Source organism: Mesorhizobium sp. M2A.F.Ca.ET.067.02.1.1 (assembly GCF_004023285.1).
Taxonomy (GTDB): domain Bacteria; phylum Pseudomonadota; class Alphaproteobacteria; order Rhizobiales; family Rhizobiaceae; genus Mesorhizobium.
Genome location: NZ_RZSB01000055.1, coordinates 1 through 15,638, shown reverse-complemented (window position 1 = coordinate 15,638; position 15,638 = coordinate 1). Strand labels below are relative to the sequence as shown.

Annotated in this window: 19 protein-coding genes and 1 pseudogene; 2 read left to right on the top strand and 18 right to left on the bottom strand. The window is 62.6% G+C overall.

What is annotated here, in order from left to right; all coding sequences use genetic code 11:
- Positions 1-415, top strand: a pseudogene (locus tag EOA28_RS07525) (DUF2157 domain-containing protein); the annotation flags it as partial.
- Positions 412-993 carry a GDYXXLXY domain-containing protein gene (locus EOA28_RS07520; RefSeq protein ID WP_126082311.1) on the top strand — a complete coding sequence of 194 codons (582 nt, stop codon included), beginning with the start codon at positions 412-414 and terminating at the stop codon, positions 991-993. The pseudogene EOA28_RS07525 and the gene EOA28_RS07520, both read left to right, overlap by 4 nt.
- Before the next feature lie 23 nt (positions 994-1,016).
- Here EOA28_RS07520 and EOA28_RS07515 read toward each other — a convergent pair whose 3' ends face one another.
- The 18 genes from EOA28_RS07515 to EOA28_RS38700 form a co-directional block, all read right to left on the bottom strand.
- A complete protein-coding gene (locus EOA28_RS07515) occupies positions 1,017-2,225 on the bottom strand; it encodes an MFS transporter (protein ID WP_127253845.1) in 1,209 nt (402 codons plus the stop codon).
- A 42-nt stretch (positions 2,226-2,267) separates the two neighbouring features.
- Positions 2,268-2,576, bottom strand: coding sequence for a hypothetical protein (locus EOA28_RS07510; RefSeq protein WP_128314774.1), 309 nt, complete (start codon positions 2,574-2,576; stop codon positions 2,268-2,270).
- 62 nt (positions 2,577-2,638) lie between these two features.
- A complete protein-coding gene (locus EOA28_RS07505; RefSeq protein WP_128314773.1) occupies positions 2,639-2,971 on the bottom strand; it encodes a hypothetical protein in 333 nt (110 codons plus the stop codon).
- 31 nt (positions 2,972-3,002) lie between these two features.
- Entirely contained in the window at positions 3,003-3,875 is an 873-nt protein-coding gene (locus EOA28_RS07500; protein WP_128314772.1) for an RNA ligase family protein, read from the bottom strand.
- A gap of 338 nt (positions 3,876-4,213) precedes the next feature.
- Positions 4,214-4,654: a hypothetical protein gene (locus tag EOA28_RS07490; RefSeq protein ID WP_128314770.1), complete on the bottom strand. Its 441-nt coding sequence runs from the start codon at positions 4,652-4,654 to the stop codon at positions 4,214-4,216.
- Between the two features lie 123 nt (positions 4,655-4,777).
- Complete coding sequence (locus EOA28_RS07485; protein ID WP_128314769.1) at positions 4,778-5,035, bottom strand: hypothetical protein; 258 nt, start codon at positions 5,033-5,035, stop codon at positions 4,778-4,780.
- A complete protein-coding gene (locus tag EOA28_RS07480; protein WP_128314768.1) occupies positions 4,986-5,372 on the bottom strand; it encodes a hypothetical protein in 387 nt (128 codons plus the stop codon). The genes EOA28_RS07485 and EOA28_RS07480 overlap by 50 nt, the downstream gene beginning before the upstream one ends.
- Positions 5,369-5,788 (bottom strand): hypothetical protein, encoded by a 420-nt coding sequence (locus tag EOA28_RS07475; protein WP_128314767.1) that lies wholly within the window; start codon positions 5,786-5,788, stop codon positions 5,369-5,371. The genes EOA28_RS07480 and EOA28_RS07475 overlap by 4 nt, the downstream gene beginning before the upstream one ends.
- A 106-nt stretch (positions 5,789-5,894) precedes the next feature.
- Positions 5,895-6,698: a glycoside hydrolase family 108 protein gene (locus tag EOA28_RS07470; protein ID WP_245501489.1), complete on the bottom strand. Its 804-nt coding sequence runs from the start codon at positions 6,696-6,698 to the stop codon at positions 5,895-5,897.
- Positions 6,699-6,791: 93 nt separating this feature from the next.
- Positions 6,792-7,769, bottom strand: coding sequence for an acyltransferase (locus tag EOA28_RS07465; protein WP_128314765.1), 978 nt, complete (start codon positions 7,767-7,769; stop codon positions 6,792-6,794).
- 31 nt (positions 7,770-7,800) lie between these two features.
- Entirely contained in the window at positions 7,801-10,104 is a 2,304-nt protein-coding gene (locus tag EOA28_RS07460) for a LamG-like jellyroll fold domain-containing protein (RefSeq protein WP_128314764.1), read from the bottom strand.
- The gene (locus tag EOA28_RS07455; RefSeq protein ID WP_128314763.1) at positions 10,104-10,928 is read right to left on the bottom strand and encodes a hypothetical protein; all 825 of its coding nucleotides are present in this window, start codon (positions 10,926-10,928) and stop codon (positions 10,104-10,106) included. The genes EOA28_RS07460 and EOA28_RS07455 overlap by 1 nt, the downstream gene beginning before the upstream one ends.
- A 126-nt stretch (positions 10,929-11,054) precedes the next feature.
- Positions 11,055-11,345: a hypothetical protein gene (locus tag EOA28_RS07450; RefSeq protein WP_128314762.1), complete on the bottom strand. Its 291-nt coding sequence runs from the start codon at positions 11,343-11,345 to the stop codon at positions 11,055-11,057.
- A gap of 32 nt (positions 11,346-11,377) precedes the next feature.
- Complete coding sequence (locus EOA28_RS07445) at positions 11,378-12,061, bottom strand: hypothetical protein (RefSeq protein WP_128314761.1); 684 nt, start codon at positions 12,059-12,061, stop codon at positions 11,378-11,380.
- On the bottom strand, positions 12,058-12,855 hold the full coding sequence (locus EOA28_RS07440; protein WP_128314760.1) for a hypothetical protein: 798 nt from the start codon (positions 12,853-12,855) through the stop codon (positions 12,058-12,060). Before EOA28_RS07440 ends, EOA28_RS07445 begins: the two co-directional genes overlap by 4 nt.
- Entirely contained in the window at positions 12,855-13,427 is a 573-nt protein-coding gene (locus tag EOA28_RS07435; RefSeq protein WP_128314759.1) for a hypothetical protein, read from the bottom strand. Before EOA28_RS07435 ends, EOA28_RS07440 begins: the two co-directional genes overlap by 1 nt.
- Positions 13,428-13,439: 12 nt before the next feature.
- Positions 13,440-13,892 carry a hypothetical protein gene (locus EOA28_RS07430; RefSeq protein ID WP_128314758.1) on the bottom strand — a complete coding sequence of 151 codons (453 nt, stop codon included), beginning with the start codon at positions 13,890-13,892 and terminating at the stop codon, positions 13,440-13,442.
- A partial coding sequence (locus tag EOA28_RS38700; RefSeq protein WP_189341968.1) for a hypothetical protein occupies positions 13,892-15,638 on the bottom strand: 1,747 nt, incomplete at its 5' end. The genes EOA28_RS07430 and EOA28_RS38700, both read right to left, overlap by 1 nt.

Here is a 15,638-nt window from a genome sequence, read left to right as displayed (position 1 = left end):
GCTCTTTGCCGCTTCGGTCTTTGCCGGCGATCCGATCGACAGGATCCTCCAGCTCGGCGGCCGGCTGCCCTTGCATGCCTTGCTCGGCTTCCTCACCGGCATGGCGATCATCCAGTTCGAGCTGGCCGATGAAAGCACAAACAACAGCGGGTTTGCCATCGCTTCGATCGTGGCGCTGGCCAGTATCGTGGCGGCAATCATGCTGGCGGGGCGCGAGAGCAGGGGCTTGCGCTGGCTGGCCTATACCGGCTTCGCCTTCGAACTCGCCATCATCTACAGCGTCACCTTGAGGTCGATGCTGGATACGGCCGGCTTCTTCCTGGCGGCGGCGGTGCTGCTCGGCATGCTGGCGCTGGTCATCATCCGCATCGAAAAGCGCATGAAAGCGCCTGCCGGAACAGGAGCAGCGGCATGACCGGCAAGAAACTGATCATCTCCGCGCTGGTGCTGGCGCTTGTCCAGATCGGCTTTCTCAGCTGGATCATCGCCAGCCGCGCGGCGATCCTGCGCAACGGCAAGGAAGTGCTGTTGAAAGTCCAGCCCGTCGATCCGCGCGATCTCCTGCGCGGCGACTACATCTCTCTCAACAACAACATTTCGCGCATTCCGGTGAAATTGATCGCCAACATTCCGGAAGGCAAGTTCTCCAGCGAGGACACATCGATCGTGGTGCGGCTCAGGAAGGGCGCCGACGGTTATTGGCAGCCGACGACCGCCTGGTTCGGCCAGGCGCCCGCGCCGGCAGGCGAGGGCGAAGCAGACATTGCCGGCCATGTCGTTGAGGGCTGGGGCCTTCGTGATACGGACGCGACGATCGCGCCCGACTATGGGATCGACCGCTTCTATTTGCCGGAAGGCGAGGGCGTGGCGATCCAGGACGACATGCGCGTGCGGCCGTTCGGCATCAAGCTTGCGCTCGCATCCGACGGCACGGCACAGATCAAGGCGCTGATGGACGGCGACAAGGCGCTGTTCCAGGAGCCGCTTTACTGAGATGTGTCAACATTCGACCCACCTTAAGTCACGGTTCCAGCAGTGGCCCTAGCCGGACGGCGTCGGTTCAAGCGCAGCAAGGCCACAAACGCGCCGCAGGAGCAGAGCATCGCGAGGCCGAGCACGGCTTCGCTGCCAAAATGCGCCAACAGTCCGGCCAGCAATGGCGGCGATATGGCGGAAATCAGGTTGAGCGGGAGAGCGATGTTGGATGCGGCCCGCGCGTAGGCCGCCTGGTCGTAGAACACCAGAGGTATCGTTGCCCGCGACACGGCAAGAATGCCGCTGCCCAAGCCATAGAGGAGAATGAAGCCGGCAATCGACCAGTGCGTGCCGTGACCCAGAATGAGAAGCAGCATGGCGAACGGCAGCGCCAATCCGGCGAAAAGCGCGGTGGTCATCCCGTCCCAGCGTCCAGCGCCCAGAAAATCGACGCCCCTGGCGCCGACCTGAAGGATGCCCAGCATCGAGCCGAAGGCGACGGCTTCTCCGGCGGGAAGTCCCTCGGCCTTAAGCAGTTCGATCAGTATGGCGCTGAATCCGAACGTGACGAAGGCATTGAGCGTGATCGCCGAAACGATCAGACGGAAGATGCCTGCCGGCACGGCTGGAGTTTTCCGGGTTGCCGGAACCGTTGACGAGGCTTTCGGCGATGGCGGCCGGCGCGGCAAGCCGAAGGCATAGAGCGGCAGGCAGACCACGATCATGGCCGCCGCGTAGACGAGGCAAGTCATGCGCCAGCCGATCAGCCCGGACAGGAAGGCGGCGGCGGGCCAGAAGATGCTGCTCGACAAGCCGGTCATCAGCATAAGCACGCCAATGGCGCTCTTGGCGCTGCTGCCGGCGACCTCGTTCAGCATGATGTAGGCCGCCGTCGTCAGCATCGCGCACCCAGCCGTGCCAAGGATGACCCATGCGGTAAAATAGAGAACCGGCCCGTGCGCGGCCGCCAGCGCCACGAAGCCCGGAGCGGCAAGGATCGTGCCCATGATCATCACCTTGCGGGCGCCGAAGGCATTGAAAGCCTTTGCCAGCGGCGGCGCCCACAGGCCCATGACCACATAAAATACCGAATTGCCGGCGAACACCGCCGCTATGCTGATTTGAAGGTCGGCGGCTATCTGGCTGCCGACGATAGCCAACAGCCCGACCGATCCCCAGCCCATGAGCTGGGCGATCGCAAGCACGATCAGGGTTCGAACGATAGTCCTGTCCAGAATCGCGATGCGCATGCGGGTGGCCGGTCGACTGCAAACCCGCCTGCTAGCAGAGCCTCAATGTCGGTTTGATGACTGCATAGAGCAGAAGGCCTGGCGTCGGTCCTCCTTCGCCAGGGCTTCGGAGGTCGGCTCTTCGAGCTTTAGGTGGCCTGCCATACGAAGCTCGAAGAGCAAAGGATGGTGCGGATGAAGGGACTCGGCGCGGTTGTGGTCCATTGAAATTAAACGTGAATTATCGACGCACAACAATTTTGTGGCATGATTTGTGGCATGATAGGCGGCAGGAAGAGCGGTGGTTCGAGGCAAAAGGTTGCCGGTTAAATCGCCGGCGTGACAGGCCAGGGAAACGCCGAATAGCGTCAACAGGTGGTTTCGACTCGCGAGCCGTTCGAATTGCCGGCAAAAACAGCGAAAGTTGAAACCGGTCAGCCGGCCCGCTTGCCGACCTGCCGCCTGGCCAGCTCGCGCTGATATGGCCATTCGCAATGCTCGGCGCTCAGCGCGTGGCTGATGAAGCCGATGTTCTTCGGGTCGCGGCCGGCCGCGCGGCAGCGCGGGCAATGCGTCTGCTTCCTGAGAGCGACGTCGCCGCATGGATAATCCATGCCGACCTTGCGGGCGAGCCGCACCAGGTTGAGGCGGCCATAGTGACCGCAGCCATGGTTGTGGCAGTTCACCGAGATCTCGCCGCCGAGCGCCAGCACCTTGCCGATCGTGTCGACGGTGAGTGGATAGGTGATTTCGGGCAGCCACGACATGCGCCCGACATAGGTGCGGCGCGCCGGCCGATCAACCTTCGAGGATGCCGGTGACGGATCCGTGCCTCAGCTTGGCCTCGCCGCGCAGCGAGCGCACGCGCGCCCTGATGCCGGGCTGCAGCCATTCGACATCATCGCCGGCGATCGCCCTTGGCACGGCCGCCGGCGGCGCCGTGCGCATGCGCTTGAGAAGCCGCGCGCGGATTTCCTTGGTCACGTTGATCGCCGGCGCGCCGGCATATCGGCCTTCCCGACCGACGATCGCTTCCGTGCGCTTGCCCGGCCGGCGGCGGATGCCCCAAAGCTCGAAATCATGCGTCTCCCAGCATTTGATCTTCAGCCAGGCATCCGAGGCGCCGCTGCGATAGGAGCTGCCGCGCCGCTTCGAGACCATGCCCTCGAGGCCCATGCGCTCGACGCCCTCGAAGAAGTCGGCGCCGCCGCCCTCGACATGGACCGAATACTGGATGATGCCGGTCGCCGGCTTCACCAGGTCCCAGAGGATCGCCTTGCGCTCGATCGCTGGCACGGCGCGCAGGTCGCGGCCGTCGAGATGCAGGATGTCGAAAGGGACATAGGCGAGCTGCTCGGCGTTCCAGGTCATGCGTGAATGCATGGCGTGAAAGTTCGGCCGGCCGTCTTCGTCCGGTGCGATCATCTCGCCATCCATGATGAAGGACTTGGCGGGGAGTTTTTCAGCGGCCTGCACGATCGGCCAGTAGCGCTTGGACCAGTCATGGCCATTTCTGGAGAACGCGCGGGCGCCGGCCCAGTCGAGGATCAGCTGGGTCCTAAAACCGTCGTATTTGATCTCGTGGAACCAGTCGTCGCTCACCGGCGCCGTCTTCACCAGGCGCGGCTCCATCGGCTTGATGAACTTCAGCCGGGGTTCTTCGTTACGCATGCACAACACCCAACAACCGCGATTCAAGCCGTGGTGGCGCGATCGGTTCCGAGCATTTTAGCGAAATTTGATGGACGAGTGGTTATGACGAAGCTTTCCGATCTGGGACCGCCGATCATTGGCAAGCGCCACGGCGGGGAGCCGCCCTCAATAAACGATCATTTCTACGCATGCCGACGGTGCCGACAGATTGTAGACCGCAGAGACCTTCGGCAGGTCATGTGGCACGAGAAGCCCCAACATGAGCCGCTGGACCTCGATGCCTGAAACGCGAAAAGCCCGCGCATCCCGAAGGACACGCGAGCGAGGCAGAGCGCATGGCATCGCTCTTGGGAGGATCAGGGAGATCGGTACGTCGTCGGCTGCGATTTGGCAGCCAAGGCCCGGAGATCGGCCTTCACCTCGCCGACTGCGGCCGTCAGGGCGTCGAACTTGGTGCCCATGATGTCCAGGGTTCTATCGATCCGGTTGTCCTGCGCGTCGTTGCGCTTGTCCTGCTGATCGAGCCTGTAGGTCACATTGTCCAGGGGTTTCAGCTTGTCGCTGATGTCGGCCAAGGTCCGGTCGATCGACTGCCAGCGGCGGTCGCGGTCGGTTTCCTGCGCATCGACCTTGGCGGCGAGAGTGCTCAAATCGTGCTTTGAGGCCGCATTCTGCATGGTTGACTGGACCTGCCAGTATATCCCGCCCGCCGCGAAGGCCTGCACCACGAGCACCACAACGAACCCAAGGAGCTGCGCTTGGGAGATCGGGCGCTTATCCACCTTGATCGCAAGCATCTCTATCTCTTCCTCTGCCATCCGCCCCGCTGCCCTTCATGCACTGCGAAATTCAATGAGAGGTGACGGCCATCATCACAACGCAGAACAGGCCAAAAACGATCATGCCGGCAAGCCAGAATTTCATTGCCCGTCATCCCATTCGATGACCTTGTCCATCCGCGCCGCGCAGATCAGCAGGCCGGTCTTGTTGACGTTGCCACGATCAAGCAGATCGCCGGCATTCTTGGCACCGTCAAGACGATCGCCGGCGACCGCGCCCTGCTTCTTCCAGATGCGCGGGCACTTGCGCTTCAGCCCGGCCGGGATGTGCCGGACGACAGGCTGGATCTCAGTGATGACCTGCGGCTTTGGGTTCGTTGTACAGCCGCAGGAGATCATCAGGGATAGGAGTGCCAAGAAAGTCGTTGACCTTCGCATTGTTCGCCCTTATCTCGGAAAGCTTCGTTGCCATGTCCAGCGTTGACTGGTTTGCGGTGTCGATCTCGTCTTGGAGCGCCGACACCAGCTTGTCGGCTTTCGCAGCGTCGGCTTCCGCCTTCAGCCTGGCCGCTTCGTTGGCCTTGTTCGTGGCCACGGCCAGGTCTCGATCGCGGATAGCCGCGTCTCTAGCGACAAGCGCGTCCTTGGCCGCGACCTTGTAGTGATAGGCAACGAGACCAAGGCCCATGAAGGCGATGATGACGACGCCGATGATGATGAGGCGAGCCTGGATCATCTGCGTCTCCTGTTGGCGAAGCGCAGCCCGTGCGGATGGCGCGTGCCGCCGCCATGCCGCTCATTGGCCCATGTCTGCGGCTGGATCTTGAAATCGATCGGAAGGCCGGTCTGGGCTCGCATCCATTCCGAAAGCGCTACGGTGTGCAGCAGCCATTTGGTATCGAACTCGAACAGCCCCGTGCTGAAATCCTGCACATTCGGGAATTCGCGCCGGAACTGCTTGTCGTCGAGGATCAGGACGACATCGACATCGCGCCAATCAGGTCGCTCCAGGGCGCTGCCGACGACATAGCAGCCAAAGCCGCCATAGGCGTCGTTGATGTGCTTGCAGGCCAATTCCAGCTTGAAGACGGCCGGCACGCCGATGTAGCTGGTCTTTTTGCGCGGCGCTGTCTTTTCCGGTTCGTCGCTCATGCCCACACCATGTAAAGCGCCAGCGCAATCGCGAGCATGACGAGGTACGGACAGGCGACCCTCCCATACAGGCGCTCGGCGAGGAAGATGACCCAAGTGCGGCCCATCAGCCGACCGCCTCAGCGAGGCGCTTTGCCTTGCGGCTGGCCCACCAGCGATAGCCAAGGCCACCGATCGCCAGGATCGCGCTCACGATGACCAGGACAACGATCACCTTGCCGATCCACTGGCTCGCGTAGCTGAACGGCATGAGCTGATCCTGGAGGCTTTGGAGCGTGCCTGCCACCACACCGCCGCCGACACCAGCACCTGTTGCAACATCGGCCGGCGCGGTCGTGGGAGCTTCGTTGGCATCCTCGGCAAATGCCTTCGCGCTGGCACCGTCATAGAAGTTGGCGACGCGTGGCGCGTTGCTCGACGCCCACGCCTTGCCGATCGCGCGGACCTCTGAGACGCGCGCAGTCCATCCGCCGCCAAACACCCGGAAGGTCGAGAGGTGGCGCAGGAAGTTCATCCGCTGGTCACAGATGGCGTCCACAAGCGCATCAAGGTCTTCGACCGAGTTGACAGCCGTGATCGTGGTCAGGCCCATCGTGCCGTCGATACGACCGCCGTAGGCCGAGCCCAAGGCACGTTGCAGCCAAATGATCGATTGCTTCGGACCGGAATTCACCGCGCCGTCGAAGACTACATAGTCAATGCCGGCCGGCAGATCGTCGCCCTTCACGGCGTCCCAATACTGCCGATCATAGATATCGGCGACTTCCTGGTTCGCGATCTGCTGGACAGACTTGGTGCCGAGCCCCTTGCCGCGCCGGTAAGCATCATAGACGCGCTGCGTGACGCCCTTGTTGGTCGGGCCGCCAGGATCTCGCGGATGGTTCACATAGCCGCCCTCATGCGCAAGCACGCGGGCCAGCGCTTCCTTTTCTCGAGATGAAGCCATGGCAGTTCCTTCCGTGATCGCGGATGGTGAATGTTTTCAGATTTTGCGAAGACTGGATTAGGCGGTGGGCATCACGCGCCGAGCGCTCCGAGAGCGAAGCGGCTTTTCGACCAGTTCAAAGGAGCCCCAAGCGATGATCCACGAGGCAATGCCGGCAATCACAAAAAGCAGCATGGGTGTCGCGCTGCCTTTCAGCGCGATCACTATGGGGTAATGCCACAGGTAGATCGAATAGGAGATCTCACCTGTGTAGGCCAAGTGTCTCGGCAGCATGTTTGGATAAGCAGCAAGTCCTGCGACCAGCACGACGGAAAGCAAATCGACCGGAAGCGCGGTCATCACGGTTATCGACGAATAGAATGGCGCGACAGCAGCGATGACGAGCAACGCCGCGCCTGCCAACCAGGTCCAGCCCTTACCGATCACCCAAGGCGCCAGCGCGCCGGCCGAACCGATGGCGAGCCCGCTGAGATTGGTGTCGAAGCGATAGAAGGTTCGGTAGAAATCGACGCCGATCGCGAGATCGCACCAGCGCCACGCCGTCGCGACAAGCCAGAACGCCGTCAGGATCAGGAACGCCCGCCGGCGTGGAAGCCGGGCCAGCATCAGGATCACCAGCGGCCAAACGAGGTAGAAATGTTCCTCGACCGCCAGGCTCCATGTGTGAATGAGAAGAAACGGCTCCTTCCACAACGGCACGGAATAGTCGGACAGGTACAGCCCGGCAAGAAGCACGTCGCGCGCCGCGTTGTCGGCAGGGAAGACGAACGGCGCCGCTGACGCATAGACGGCGAGCATCAACAGCAGCGGCGGCCATAGCCGCCGGATTCGCCGAAGATAGAACCTCACGACATCGACGCCGCCGGTGCGGTCGAACTCGCCGACCAATAGCCCCGTGATCAGAAAACCCGAGAGGACGAAGAACACTTCGACGCCGATCCAGCCGCCGACCGCAAATGGCAGATGGCAATGGAACGCCACGACCGAATAGGCTGCCATCGCCCGAAGCACGTCGAAAGACCTGTTGCGGTCCATCAGTGGCAACCCTCCCCGAGCGCCACTCTACTTAGCTGACAGCGTAAAAGCCAGTCGATGCCCAGGACGCGTATTCCGCAGCGAGCCACGCGGCGGGCAACTCCCCATTGCGCAGATATGGATAGTTGAGGCTGCCAATGAACGGTTCCTGCGCGGCCGAATCCGAACCGCCGACATAGAACGTGTCACCAGTTCCGGCCGGACGCTGATCGGTGCCCGTATCGGTGCCGGTAAGCGCCCCGTCTCGATAGATCTTGCGGTTCGTGGTCCCGTTGAACGTGTGGGCTGCTCGATGCCTGGAGCCGTTGACGAGCGCCGAGCCGGAGCTGTCCAGCCAACTATCCGCACTGTTCCACGCGCCGAAGTTGCTTGTGGCACCCCTGACGAGCAGCGTGGCGCGGTTGCCGCTGTCTGACGAATTGTCGCTATAGGACACCAGGCTGTCGTTGCCTTGCACGGTCGCCTGATATTCCGAGGCTCCCATCGTCCAGACCGTGCGCTTCGAGAGGCCGGTGATTTTGAGGCAGCCGGAGGTGAGTATCAGCCAGCCATACTGGCTGTAGTCTGGGCTAAGGGTGTAGATCGCGCTTGGGGTGCCGTCGAAGAGGACGTAGAAGGCACCGTCGCCCTTCGACGCAAGACCTTCCATGAACCCGTTGACGCCAGACCCGGTGATGGTCGCCCAAGTCTCCGTCGTCGAGCCGTCGAGCGAGACGCGGTAGAAATTGCCGGTCGAGATATAATAGTTGCCGTTCCAAAACTCGATGCCCTGCTTGCTCGGGATCGATGCCGTCGTGATGAACCCGAGATAGCTGAAGCTGGCGTCGTATTTGTGAATTTTGGTGTCTCCGGACGAGGTGAAATCCACGATAACGAAGCGGCTGTTGGTCGGATCCCAGGCGATGCCGGCGGCCTCATGCGCGTTGGCCGAGATGTCATACTTGCGCTTGAACGAAAGATCGCCCGGATCGAAGACGCAGACCCACTGATTGCTGTAGGGGCCGCTAGGATAGGTCTCGATCGGGATGAAGAGTTCGCCCCCGACGATGCAGCCATCGCCGAGATGATTGGCGCCCGAACCGGAAAGGCCTGCCCCGCTGATCGGGCTGCTGTTGGTGAGAAGCAGATTCCAGCTCGCGTCGTATTTCTCGATCGTGGTGGTGTCGATCACATAGAAATAGGTGCCGTCATAAGCGACACCTTCATGCGCCGAAACGTCGCTTCCGACTGCGGTGCAGCTATAGTTGATGTAATCGAAGCGCCCGCTGCCGGTGATCGTCGCGTCATGCCCGCTGCCGTTACGGTTGGTCAGCCCGTTGATGATGACCGCATCGTAATCCGACCAGACCGCGTTGCGGCCATAGGTGTCGGTCGCCGGCAAAAGGTTGAGGCTGGCGTTGCCCCATTTGATCTTGAAAACGGTATTCGAAGCCGCCGCGACGTTCATCTTGGTGAAAAGTTCGCCGACCTTCCCAGGCTGGAAAAACAGCGTCAGATCGAATGGAAGCTGGGTCGTGCCATCGGCGGCATAGAGGCGGATATCGCCGCCGTCCGATTTCACCTCATTCCAGAAATTGGCCGGCATGTCGGCCAGGTTCACCTTGACCGGGAAATCGGTGAGGTCGGAACTGACGGCGCCCGAGGCAATCGTGAAGGTCGCAATCGTCGTGCTCACAGCCGCGAACTGATCAACGGAAATCGAGTACGGCCCGGCATCGGCATTGTTGAACCAGAGCGCCAGACCGAAGTTGACGACACCGGACACATTCGTGAATGGCGAAAGCGAAGCGCCGGAATACTCGGTGTTCCATGCCGAGCCGTCGGTGCCGGATTCCAGCATATAGGTCGTGCCGTCCACCGAGACGGTCAGGCGGATATAGTTCGGCCCGGCCTGGGTGCCGGAAGCCGCCGCGCCGCCGTCGCTGGTGGTGTGGCCGGTATCCTTGTTCCAGCCGTTCGGCGGCGTGCCGTAGACCTTATATTTGTGCAGGCCCGTCGAGCCGTCTCCCCTGAGACCGACGATGTGGAAGTCATTGTTGTTCTTGAAGCCGAAACCGACCATGGCGAGCTTGCCCTGCTGGGCGAGCTGCGAGAAGTGCGGCGTGTAGCGGAAGGTATAGCGATAGCCGGCCTGTACGGTCGCCAGCGGCACGACGATCTTGCCGAACGACCCCGGCTTGATCTTGCCCTTAACTGTGACATCGCCGGCAGCATTCGTGGTGACGACCGGCGGCTCGACCGAACCACCATCGCCGATGCCGGTGCCGGTGCCACCGCCAGTGGCAATAGGCACATAGGCGCCCGGCCCGCGCCTTCCAATCAGGTGCGGAAACATCAGGCGGCTCCCTGGAAGCCTTCCAGCGTGGCAATCCAGGTCGACGCGGAGAGCGGAGTAAAGGCATCGAGCGTCTGGATCAGAGCAATGACGGTTTGCGCACCGGACACCGGCTTGGCGATGATGCGCGCGCCTTCGTCGGGAACGAGGATGCCGGCTGCGCCGTCGCTCATGGCGCGCAGCGTTCCCGACATGGTGCCGATGAAGGAGCCGCGCGGCGCGGTGAACGCGGCATTGTCGCCGGCACCCGGCGTGACCGCTACACGATAGAGCCAGACACGGAAGTTCTTGCCCTGCGCACCCGTGTCGCTGGTGATCAGGCGCAGGCGCTCGAGCGTGATGGTATCGTCGTTGACATCGGAAACCGAGAAGGACAGCGCTGTGACCGAGCCAGCCGAGGTGTTGTTCGCGACCGCGTCATTGGCGGTATAGGCATTGGTGTCGGCCGGCCTCGTCATCGTCGCCGCCGCGGCCTCGATGAACTTGGTCTTGACCTTGCCGATCAGGCTGGTGCCGGCGCCGATGACCAGCGTGCCGGCGATCCACTGCTTCACCAGGCCACGCAGATATTGCTGGAGTGTGCCGTTGGCGTCCGTGGTGACAGCTGCGCCGGAAGTCGCGCCCAGCGTGGCCACTGCTGGGTCATCGGAAGCCAGTGTGACTCGTTGCACGCCGGCCGCGACTGCCCCGGCGCCGCCGAGCGCATCGGTCGCGACGCCATCCGCGCCAAGCGAAATTTTGACGCGCTGGTGAAGCACGCCGCTAACATCATCCGCCGCGATGCTGGTCCCGGCGCCTTGCGTGATCGCAACATTGTCAGCCATGTCAGGATGCCTTTGTCAAAACGAGGAGGAGGCCGATGGGCTGGCCGGCGGTGTTGGGGCCGCTTGATGCGGCGGACGAAGTGGCGGACTGGACACCAAGGCCGAGCCCGAGACGATTGAGCGCCATCAGGATGCCGCCTTGACCTTGACCTTCTCGCCGTCGGCGATGCCGAAGGTGTAGGGGATGTCGGCCTTGATCTTGCGGACATCGACGCCATCGACGTCGGGCGAAGCGCCGACGGCGACCCAGCAGTCGGCGTCAGCCAGCAGCTCGACGATCGTTTCGCCGTCGGCGGTCAAACTGCCGGTGTTGGGAAGCGTGATGGTTTCCGTCCGGCAGCCCGATCCTTTGGCCACGGGCGGATCGTAATCGCGTGTCGCATCGATGCGCGAAAGGGTGACGATGAGCGTCGCCATCGGCTTTTCCTTTGTTCAGATGGTTGATTTGATCAGGCGGTTAGCGCCGGCAGCGCCGTGGGTGTCAAGGCCGGATAGAAGGTGATCGAGCGGATATGGGCCTGGAACAGCTGGCGGCCATCGCCGGCGCCACCATCCCAGCCGAGCTGCGAGGCAGACATCACCGAGGCGGCGTAAGCCACGGTCTGGGTGATGGCCGCGTTGCCGTCATGGCACCAGGCGTATTGATAATTGCCGCCGCCGACGTCGCGGTTGAAGGTCAGCGCGATCCGGTGTGTTCCGGCTCCCGAGATCGAGGCGGTGATGCCGAGCGAATTTTGGTCGTCGATGTCGCCGTCGATATAGGCCTGGCACCACAGGCTCGAGGAATTGTAATCGGGGTCGTTGCCCATATAGAGCAGGCAGCCGCCGAGCGAGCTCGCGGTCGACACCTCGAAGACCAGCGTCATGCCGGCGGCCAGGCCTGAGAGCAGCCTGGTCAGCATGACGCCGATCGGCGTCGGTCGGTTCGAATTGTCAAAATTGACGTACATGCCCGAGCCGGAGATCGCGCCCGGGTCGAAGTCGCCGCCGAGCAGGGTGGCGATCGCCCTTGTCTGCCCTGCCAGGAAATATTGGCCATTGACGAAATCGAGCATGCCGTCGGCGTCGACCGGCACCCAGGGCGGTATGGCGGCGGCGGATGGCGGCAATTGCGCCACGGTTCCGGGCATCATGAGGTCTTCTGCCTTTCGCACAGGATCCAGCAGCCGAGCGAGATCGTCTCGCCGGAATGCACGGTCTCGAGGCGGCGCGCCGCCACGCCCTTGAACACGTGTTTTTTATAGGTGACCTCGATGCCGGCAACCGGCACCGGAACCGTGTCGATCCAGGCGGGATAGGCATAGAGGCGCAGATAGGTTTGAAAGAAGCCGTCGGTGTAGCAGACCGGGCCGGAGGTGAAGGCCGGCGATGAAAAGCCGAAGGTCGGCGTGAAGCCGGTCTGGAAGAAGCCAGGCGCGTTCGGCACGTCAATATCGGTATCGGTGCCGGAATCCGGCCGGAACGACGCGGCAAGATCATGCTCGGCATGCTGCGTCATGCCGTCGGTATCGGTGACGACCGTCGTGCCGCCGACCGGCAGCCAGCTTTGCTCCCATTCGCCATGCGTCGTCGGTCCCGGCAGCGTCGGCAGGCCGGTGATGACCGGCGTATCCTTCAGCCCGTGCCACTGGTTGTTGCGGCGCACCACCATGTCGGCGATGCCCTGCGGCTCGCCGTCGGGCAGGTAATATTCCGTCCGCTCGAGCCAGATATAGCTGCCGCCTGGCGGAGGCAAGGTCGGGTAGCCGGTGAACGGCGCGCCGTAATCCGGCGGGTCGCAGCCTTCCGGTGCGCTGATCATGGTCGAGCGCCCGCGCGGCGTCCATAGGAAGGCGAAATGCGTTTCCGGTCCCCAATGCACCTCGACGATGCGACGGAAGGGACCTAGGTTGACCGGATGGTCCTTCGAGCCATAAGCCTGCGCCATCAGCTGGTTACATCCTCGGCGAGGCGGCCGATGAGTTCCCACTCGTTGGCGGCCACCTTCTTTGCGGTGATGGTGCTGCCCTTGCCGGCGGTCTGGTTGAGAAAGCCGGCCATGCCGTCGATGACGACGCCGGTCACCGCGTCAAAGCTGATGACGCCATCGCCCACTTGCCTGAAGGTGATCTCGTCGTCGACCGCGAAGGCGACTTCGTCGTCGCCCGGCAGCATGACGGTGAGCGAGGCGCTGCCAAGGTAGCGCAGATAGGCGTTGCGGTTGCCCAGCGTCGGCTCGAAGATGCCGGACGTGTCGCCGTCGATCTCGGCGACCGTCGACGGGCGGAATGCCGCCTGGGGCAGCGTATAGGGACCGAGCACCGTCGCATCGGCTAGATAGATGGTCATCTGGGTGCCGACGACGGTGATGTTCGAGATGCCGACGGCCTGCGGCGGATTGTCGATCAGGTCCTGGACGCGCTGGTCGAGAAAGTAAAAGTTGGCGTCGATCTGGGCAGCGTCGAGGTTGTAGCCCTGGCCGGCGCCCCAGGCCCCGGCGGTCCGATACGTGATTGCCATCGGGGATTGCCCTTATTTCTTGTCGTCGGCCGCGCGCGGCAGGTTGAGCGCGATGAAGCGGCCGTCATCGCGGCCCTGGAACACGATGCGGTAGATATTCTTCACCATCACATACTGCTCGGAATCATCGGGGTTCTCGACGCGGATGGTTTCCCAGCAGCGCGACACCCAGTCATACTCCGAGATGTGGATTTCCTTCGGCTCATCGTTTTTGTTGTTGTCGTCGGGCCAGATGATCGTGACGCTCGGCTGCGTCTTCTGATCCGGCGACGTCAGGGTAAAGCGGGATGCCTTGCCGAAGCGGGTGTGGGCCTCGCCACCCTGATCCGGCTTGATCTTGGACAGCGCGCGCTTGAGGACGCTTTCGCCATCGTTCGTGGTGATGAACGAAATGGTGCCGCCGCTTGAATTGCGACCAGCGCGCCACGGGTCGGGAATGCCTTGAATGTCGCCGAAGTCAGCCATCAGGCAGCCTCGAGGTTGATCGTGCGCGGCACCTGGAGCGCGCTTACCGTGATCGGATAGTCCGTGATGAACGGCCCGCCCTTCAGCACCTTGAAGTCGGCGTCGACCTCAGTGAATACCTGGTTGAGGGCGTTCATCGCGCCGGAAATATCGGTCTGGAACGCATTGAGCACGGCGCGCTGGGTCGGCAGCGGATTGATGATGGTGATCTGCTCGATGAGCATCGCCGGGTCCATGGCAAAGAAGTCGACGCGGTCATCGTTGGGCGTGATCGATCCGAACTCTTCATAGGTGACCTCGCCAGCGACCGGCATATAGGTCTGGCCGTCATAAATCTGGTATCCGGTATCGACATAGCCATCCTCGACATAAGCCGGCGTGCCGTCGCTGATCGATACCGTGTTGCCGTTGCCTATGGAGCAACCGATAGTGATTGTGGCCTGCATCTGGCCGTTGGCCGCGGTCAGCGTGTAGCCGATGATCTTGCCAGTCGCCTCGCCGCCTGGAATGCGCGGATCGGCGACACGGGCATTCTTGCGGCAGGACAGGTCAAGGCCGGCACTGAACGGCACGGTGAAGGTGATGGCAATCGCCCGGCCGCGTTCCAGAATGCTCTTGCGCGCCAGGCAGATCAGGAATTCGAGGCTTTCGCGGCCCCTCGCTGTCGGCAGATAGGCGCGGTTGCGGACATCGCCGATCGGCAGGCCGAACGGATTGTCGGTCGTTGCCTCGTCGATCGGCTCGTCGGCGTCGCCGGAAACCTTGATTTCCGTGATGTCCTCGCCGGCCGGATCGGTGACCAGCGCCTGGCAGTCGGCAGTGAGCGTGAAGGAAACCGTTTCCTGCCGGTTGCGGGAAACATCGTAGTCGCCCTTCCACACCGGCTTCATGGCCCAGACCGGGAACTGCCCAGTGCCGTTGGTCATCACCACCTGCTGGAAATCCTCGGGCAGCACGGTGCCGTCGGCGCGGGTGATCGAGCAGGCCCCGTAGGTCCAGCCGCCGCCGATGCGATCGCCTTCCTGCGGGAAATCCTCCATGAAGCCGGCACCGGTTTCCGACTTGATGAAATGACCGTCGCCGGAGCCGACCAGCGTGAAGGCGGTGATCAATTGCTGGCTGAAATCGACCGTGCCCGTCGCGTCCTGCGACCAGTTTATTTCGGCCGATACCATCACGGCTGAAAGCGGCGGCTGGCTGTAGGAGATGTCGAGGCTGGTCGCGATGAAGTCGTCGTCGAAGTCGATCAGGCCATCCTCGCCGTTGAGGATGTCAGAAGCTGTCACCGCATGGGTTACTCGGTCGATGTGCCAGGCTTTCGTGTAGCCCTGCAGCACCGAATCCGGGTCGCTGCGCTTGTCCTCGCTGACGAAGATGGCGTCCCAATAGGGCGAGACCTTCATGCTGTCGGCCAGCGCACGCTTGATGGTGTCATAGGCGGCCGGACGAGCAAGGAATGTGAGGGCAATGGCGTTGCCCTGGACCTGCTGCGGCACGCCGACGACGCGACCGAACAACAACGGAATGACGCCAGCCGTCGGGTTCTGTGGGTCGGCATAGGAGAGCCACGCCCACTGGTCACGCCCGGGTGCCAGCAAGCCGACGCGCGGGTTTTTGACCGTGATGTCGACCTTGGCGAGATTGCCTTCGGCATGTGTCAGCGAAATGCCGACGACCTTCTCGTCCTCGACCTGGTGCTCGATGCCGAAGGTCGTCTCGGTCGAGGCCACCCATGCGAAGAAGAAC

Excerpts from the sequence above, each read along its gene's own strand:
- EOA28_RS07490 (WP_128314770.1), bottom strand. The coding sequence starts at position 4,654 with ATGCTTGCGATCAAGGTGGATAAGCGCCCGATCTCCCAAGCGCAGCTC.
- EOA28_RS07505 (WP_128314773.1), bottom strand. The coding sequence starts at position 2,971 with ATGTCGTGGCTGCCCGAAATCACCTATCCACTCACCGTCGACACGATC.
- EOA28_RS07460 (WP_128314764.1), bottom strand. The coding sequence starts at position 10,104 with ATGTTTCCGCACCTGATTGGAAGGCGCGGGCCGGGCGCCTATGTGCCT.
- EOA28_RS07435 (WP_128314759.1), bottom strand. The coding sequence starts at position 13,427 with ATGGCAATCACGTATCGGACCGCCGGGGCCTGGGGCGCCGGCCAGGGC.
- EOA28_RS07440 (WP_128314760.1), bottom strand. The coding sequence starts at position 12,855 with ATGGCGCAGGCTTATGGCTCGAAGGACCATCCGGTCAACCTAGGTCCC.
- EOA28_RS07465 (WP_128314765.1), bottom strand. The coding sequence starts at position 7,769 with ATGGACCGCAACAGGTCTTTCGACGTGCTTCGGGCGATGGCAGCCTAT.
- EOA28_RS07515 (WP_127253845.1), bottom strand. The coding sequence starts at position 2,225 with ATGCGCATCGCGATTCTGGACAGGACTATCGTTCGAACCCTGATCGTG.
- EOA28_RS07500 (WP_128314772.1), bottom strand. The coding sequence starts at position 3,875 with ATGCGTAACGAAGAACCCCGGCTGAAGTTCATCAAGCCGATGGAGCCG.
- EOA28_RS07455 (WP_128314763.1), bottom strand. The coding sequence starts at position 10,928 with ATGGCTGACAATGTTGCGATCACGCAAGGCGCCGGGACCAGCATCGCG.
- EOA28_RS07445 (WP_128314761.1), bottom strand. The coding sequence starts at position 12,061 with ATGATGCCCGGAACCGTGGCGCAATTGCCGCCATCCGCCGCCGCCATA.
- EOA28_RS07430 (WP_128314758.1), bottom strand. The coding sequence starts at position 13,892 with ATGGCTGACTTCGGCGACATTCAAGGCATTCCCGACCCGTGGCGCGCT.
- EOA28_RS07520 (WP_126082311.1), top strand. The coding sequence starts at position 412 with ATGACCGGCAAGAAACTGATCATCTCCGCGCTGGTGCTGGCGCTTGTC.
- EOA28_RS07450 (WP_128314762.1), bottom strand. The coding sequence starts at position 11,345 with ATGGCGACGCTCATCGTCACCCTTTCGCGCATCGATGCGACACGCGAT.
- EOA28_RS07475 (WP_128314767.1), bottom strand. The coding sequence starts at position 5,788 with ATGAGCGACGAACCGGAAAAGACAGCGCCGCGCAAAAAGACCAGCTAC.
- EOA28_RS07485 (WP_128314769.1), bottom strand. The coding sequence starts at position 5,035 with ATGATCTCCTGCGGCTGTACAACGAACCCAAAGCCGCAGGTCATCACT.
- EOA28_RS07480 (WP_128314768.1), bottom strand. The coding sequence starts at position 5,372 with ATGATCCAGGCTCGCCTCATCATCATCGGCGTCGTCATCATCGCCTTC.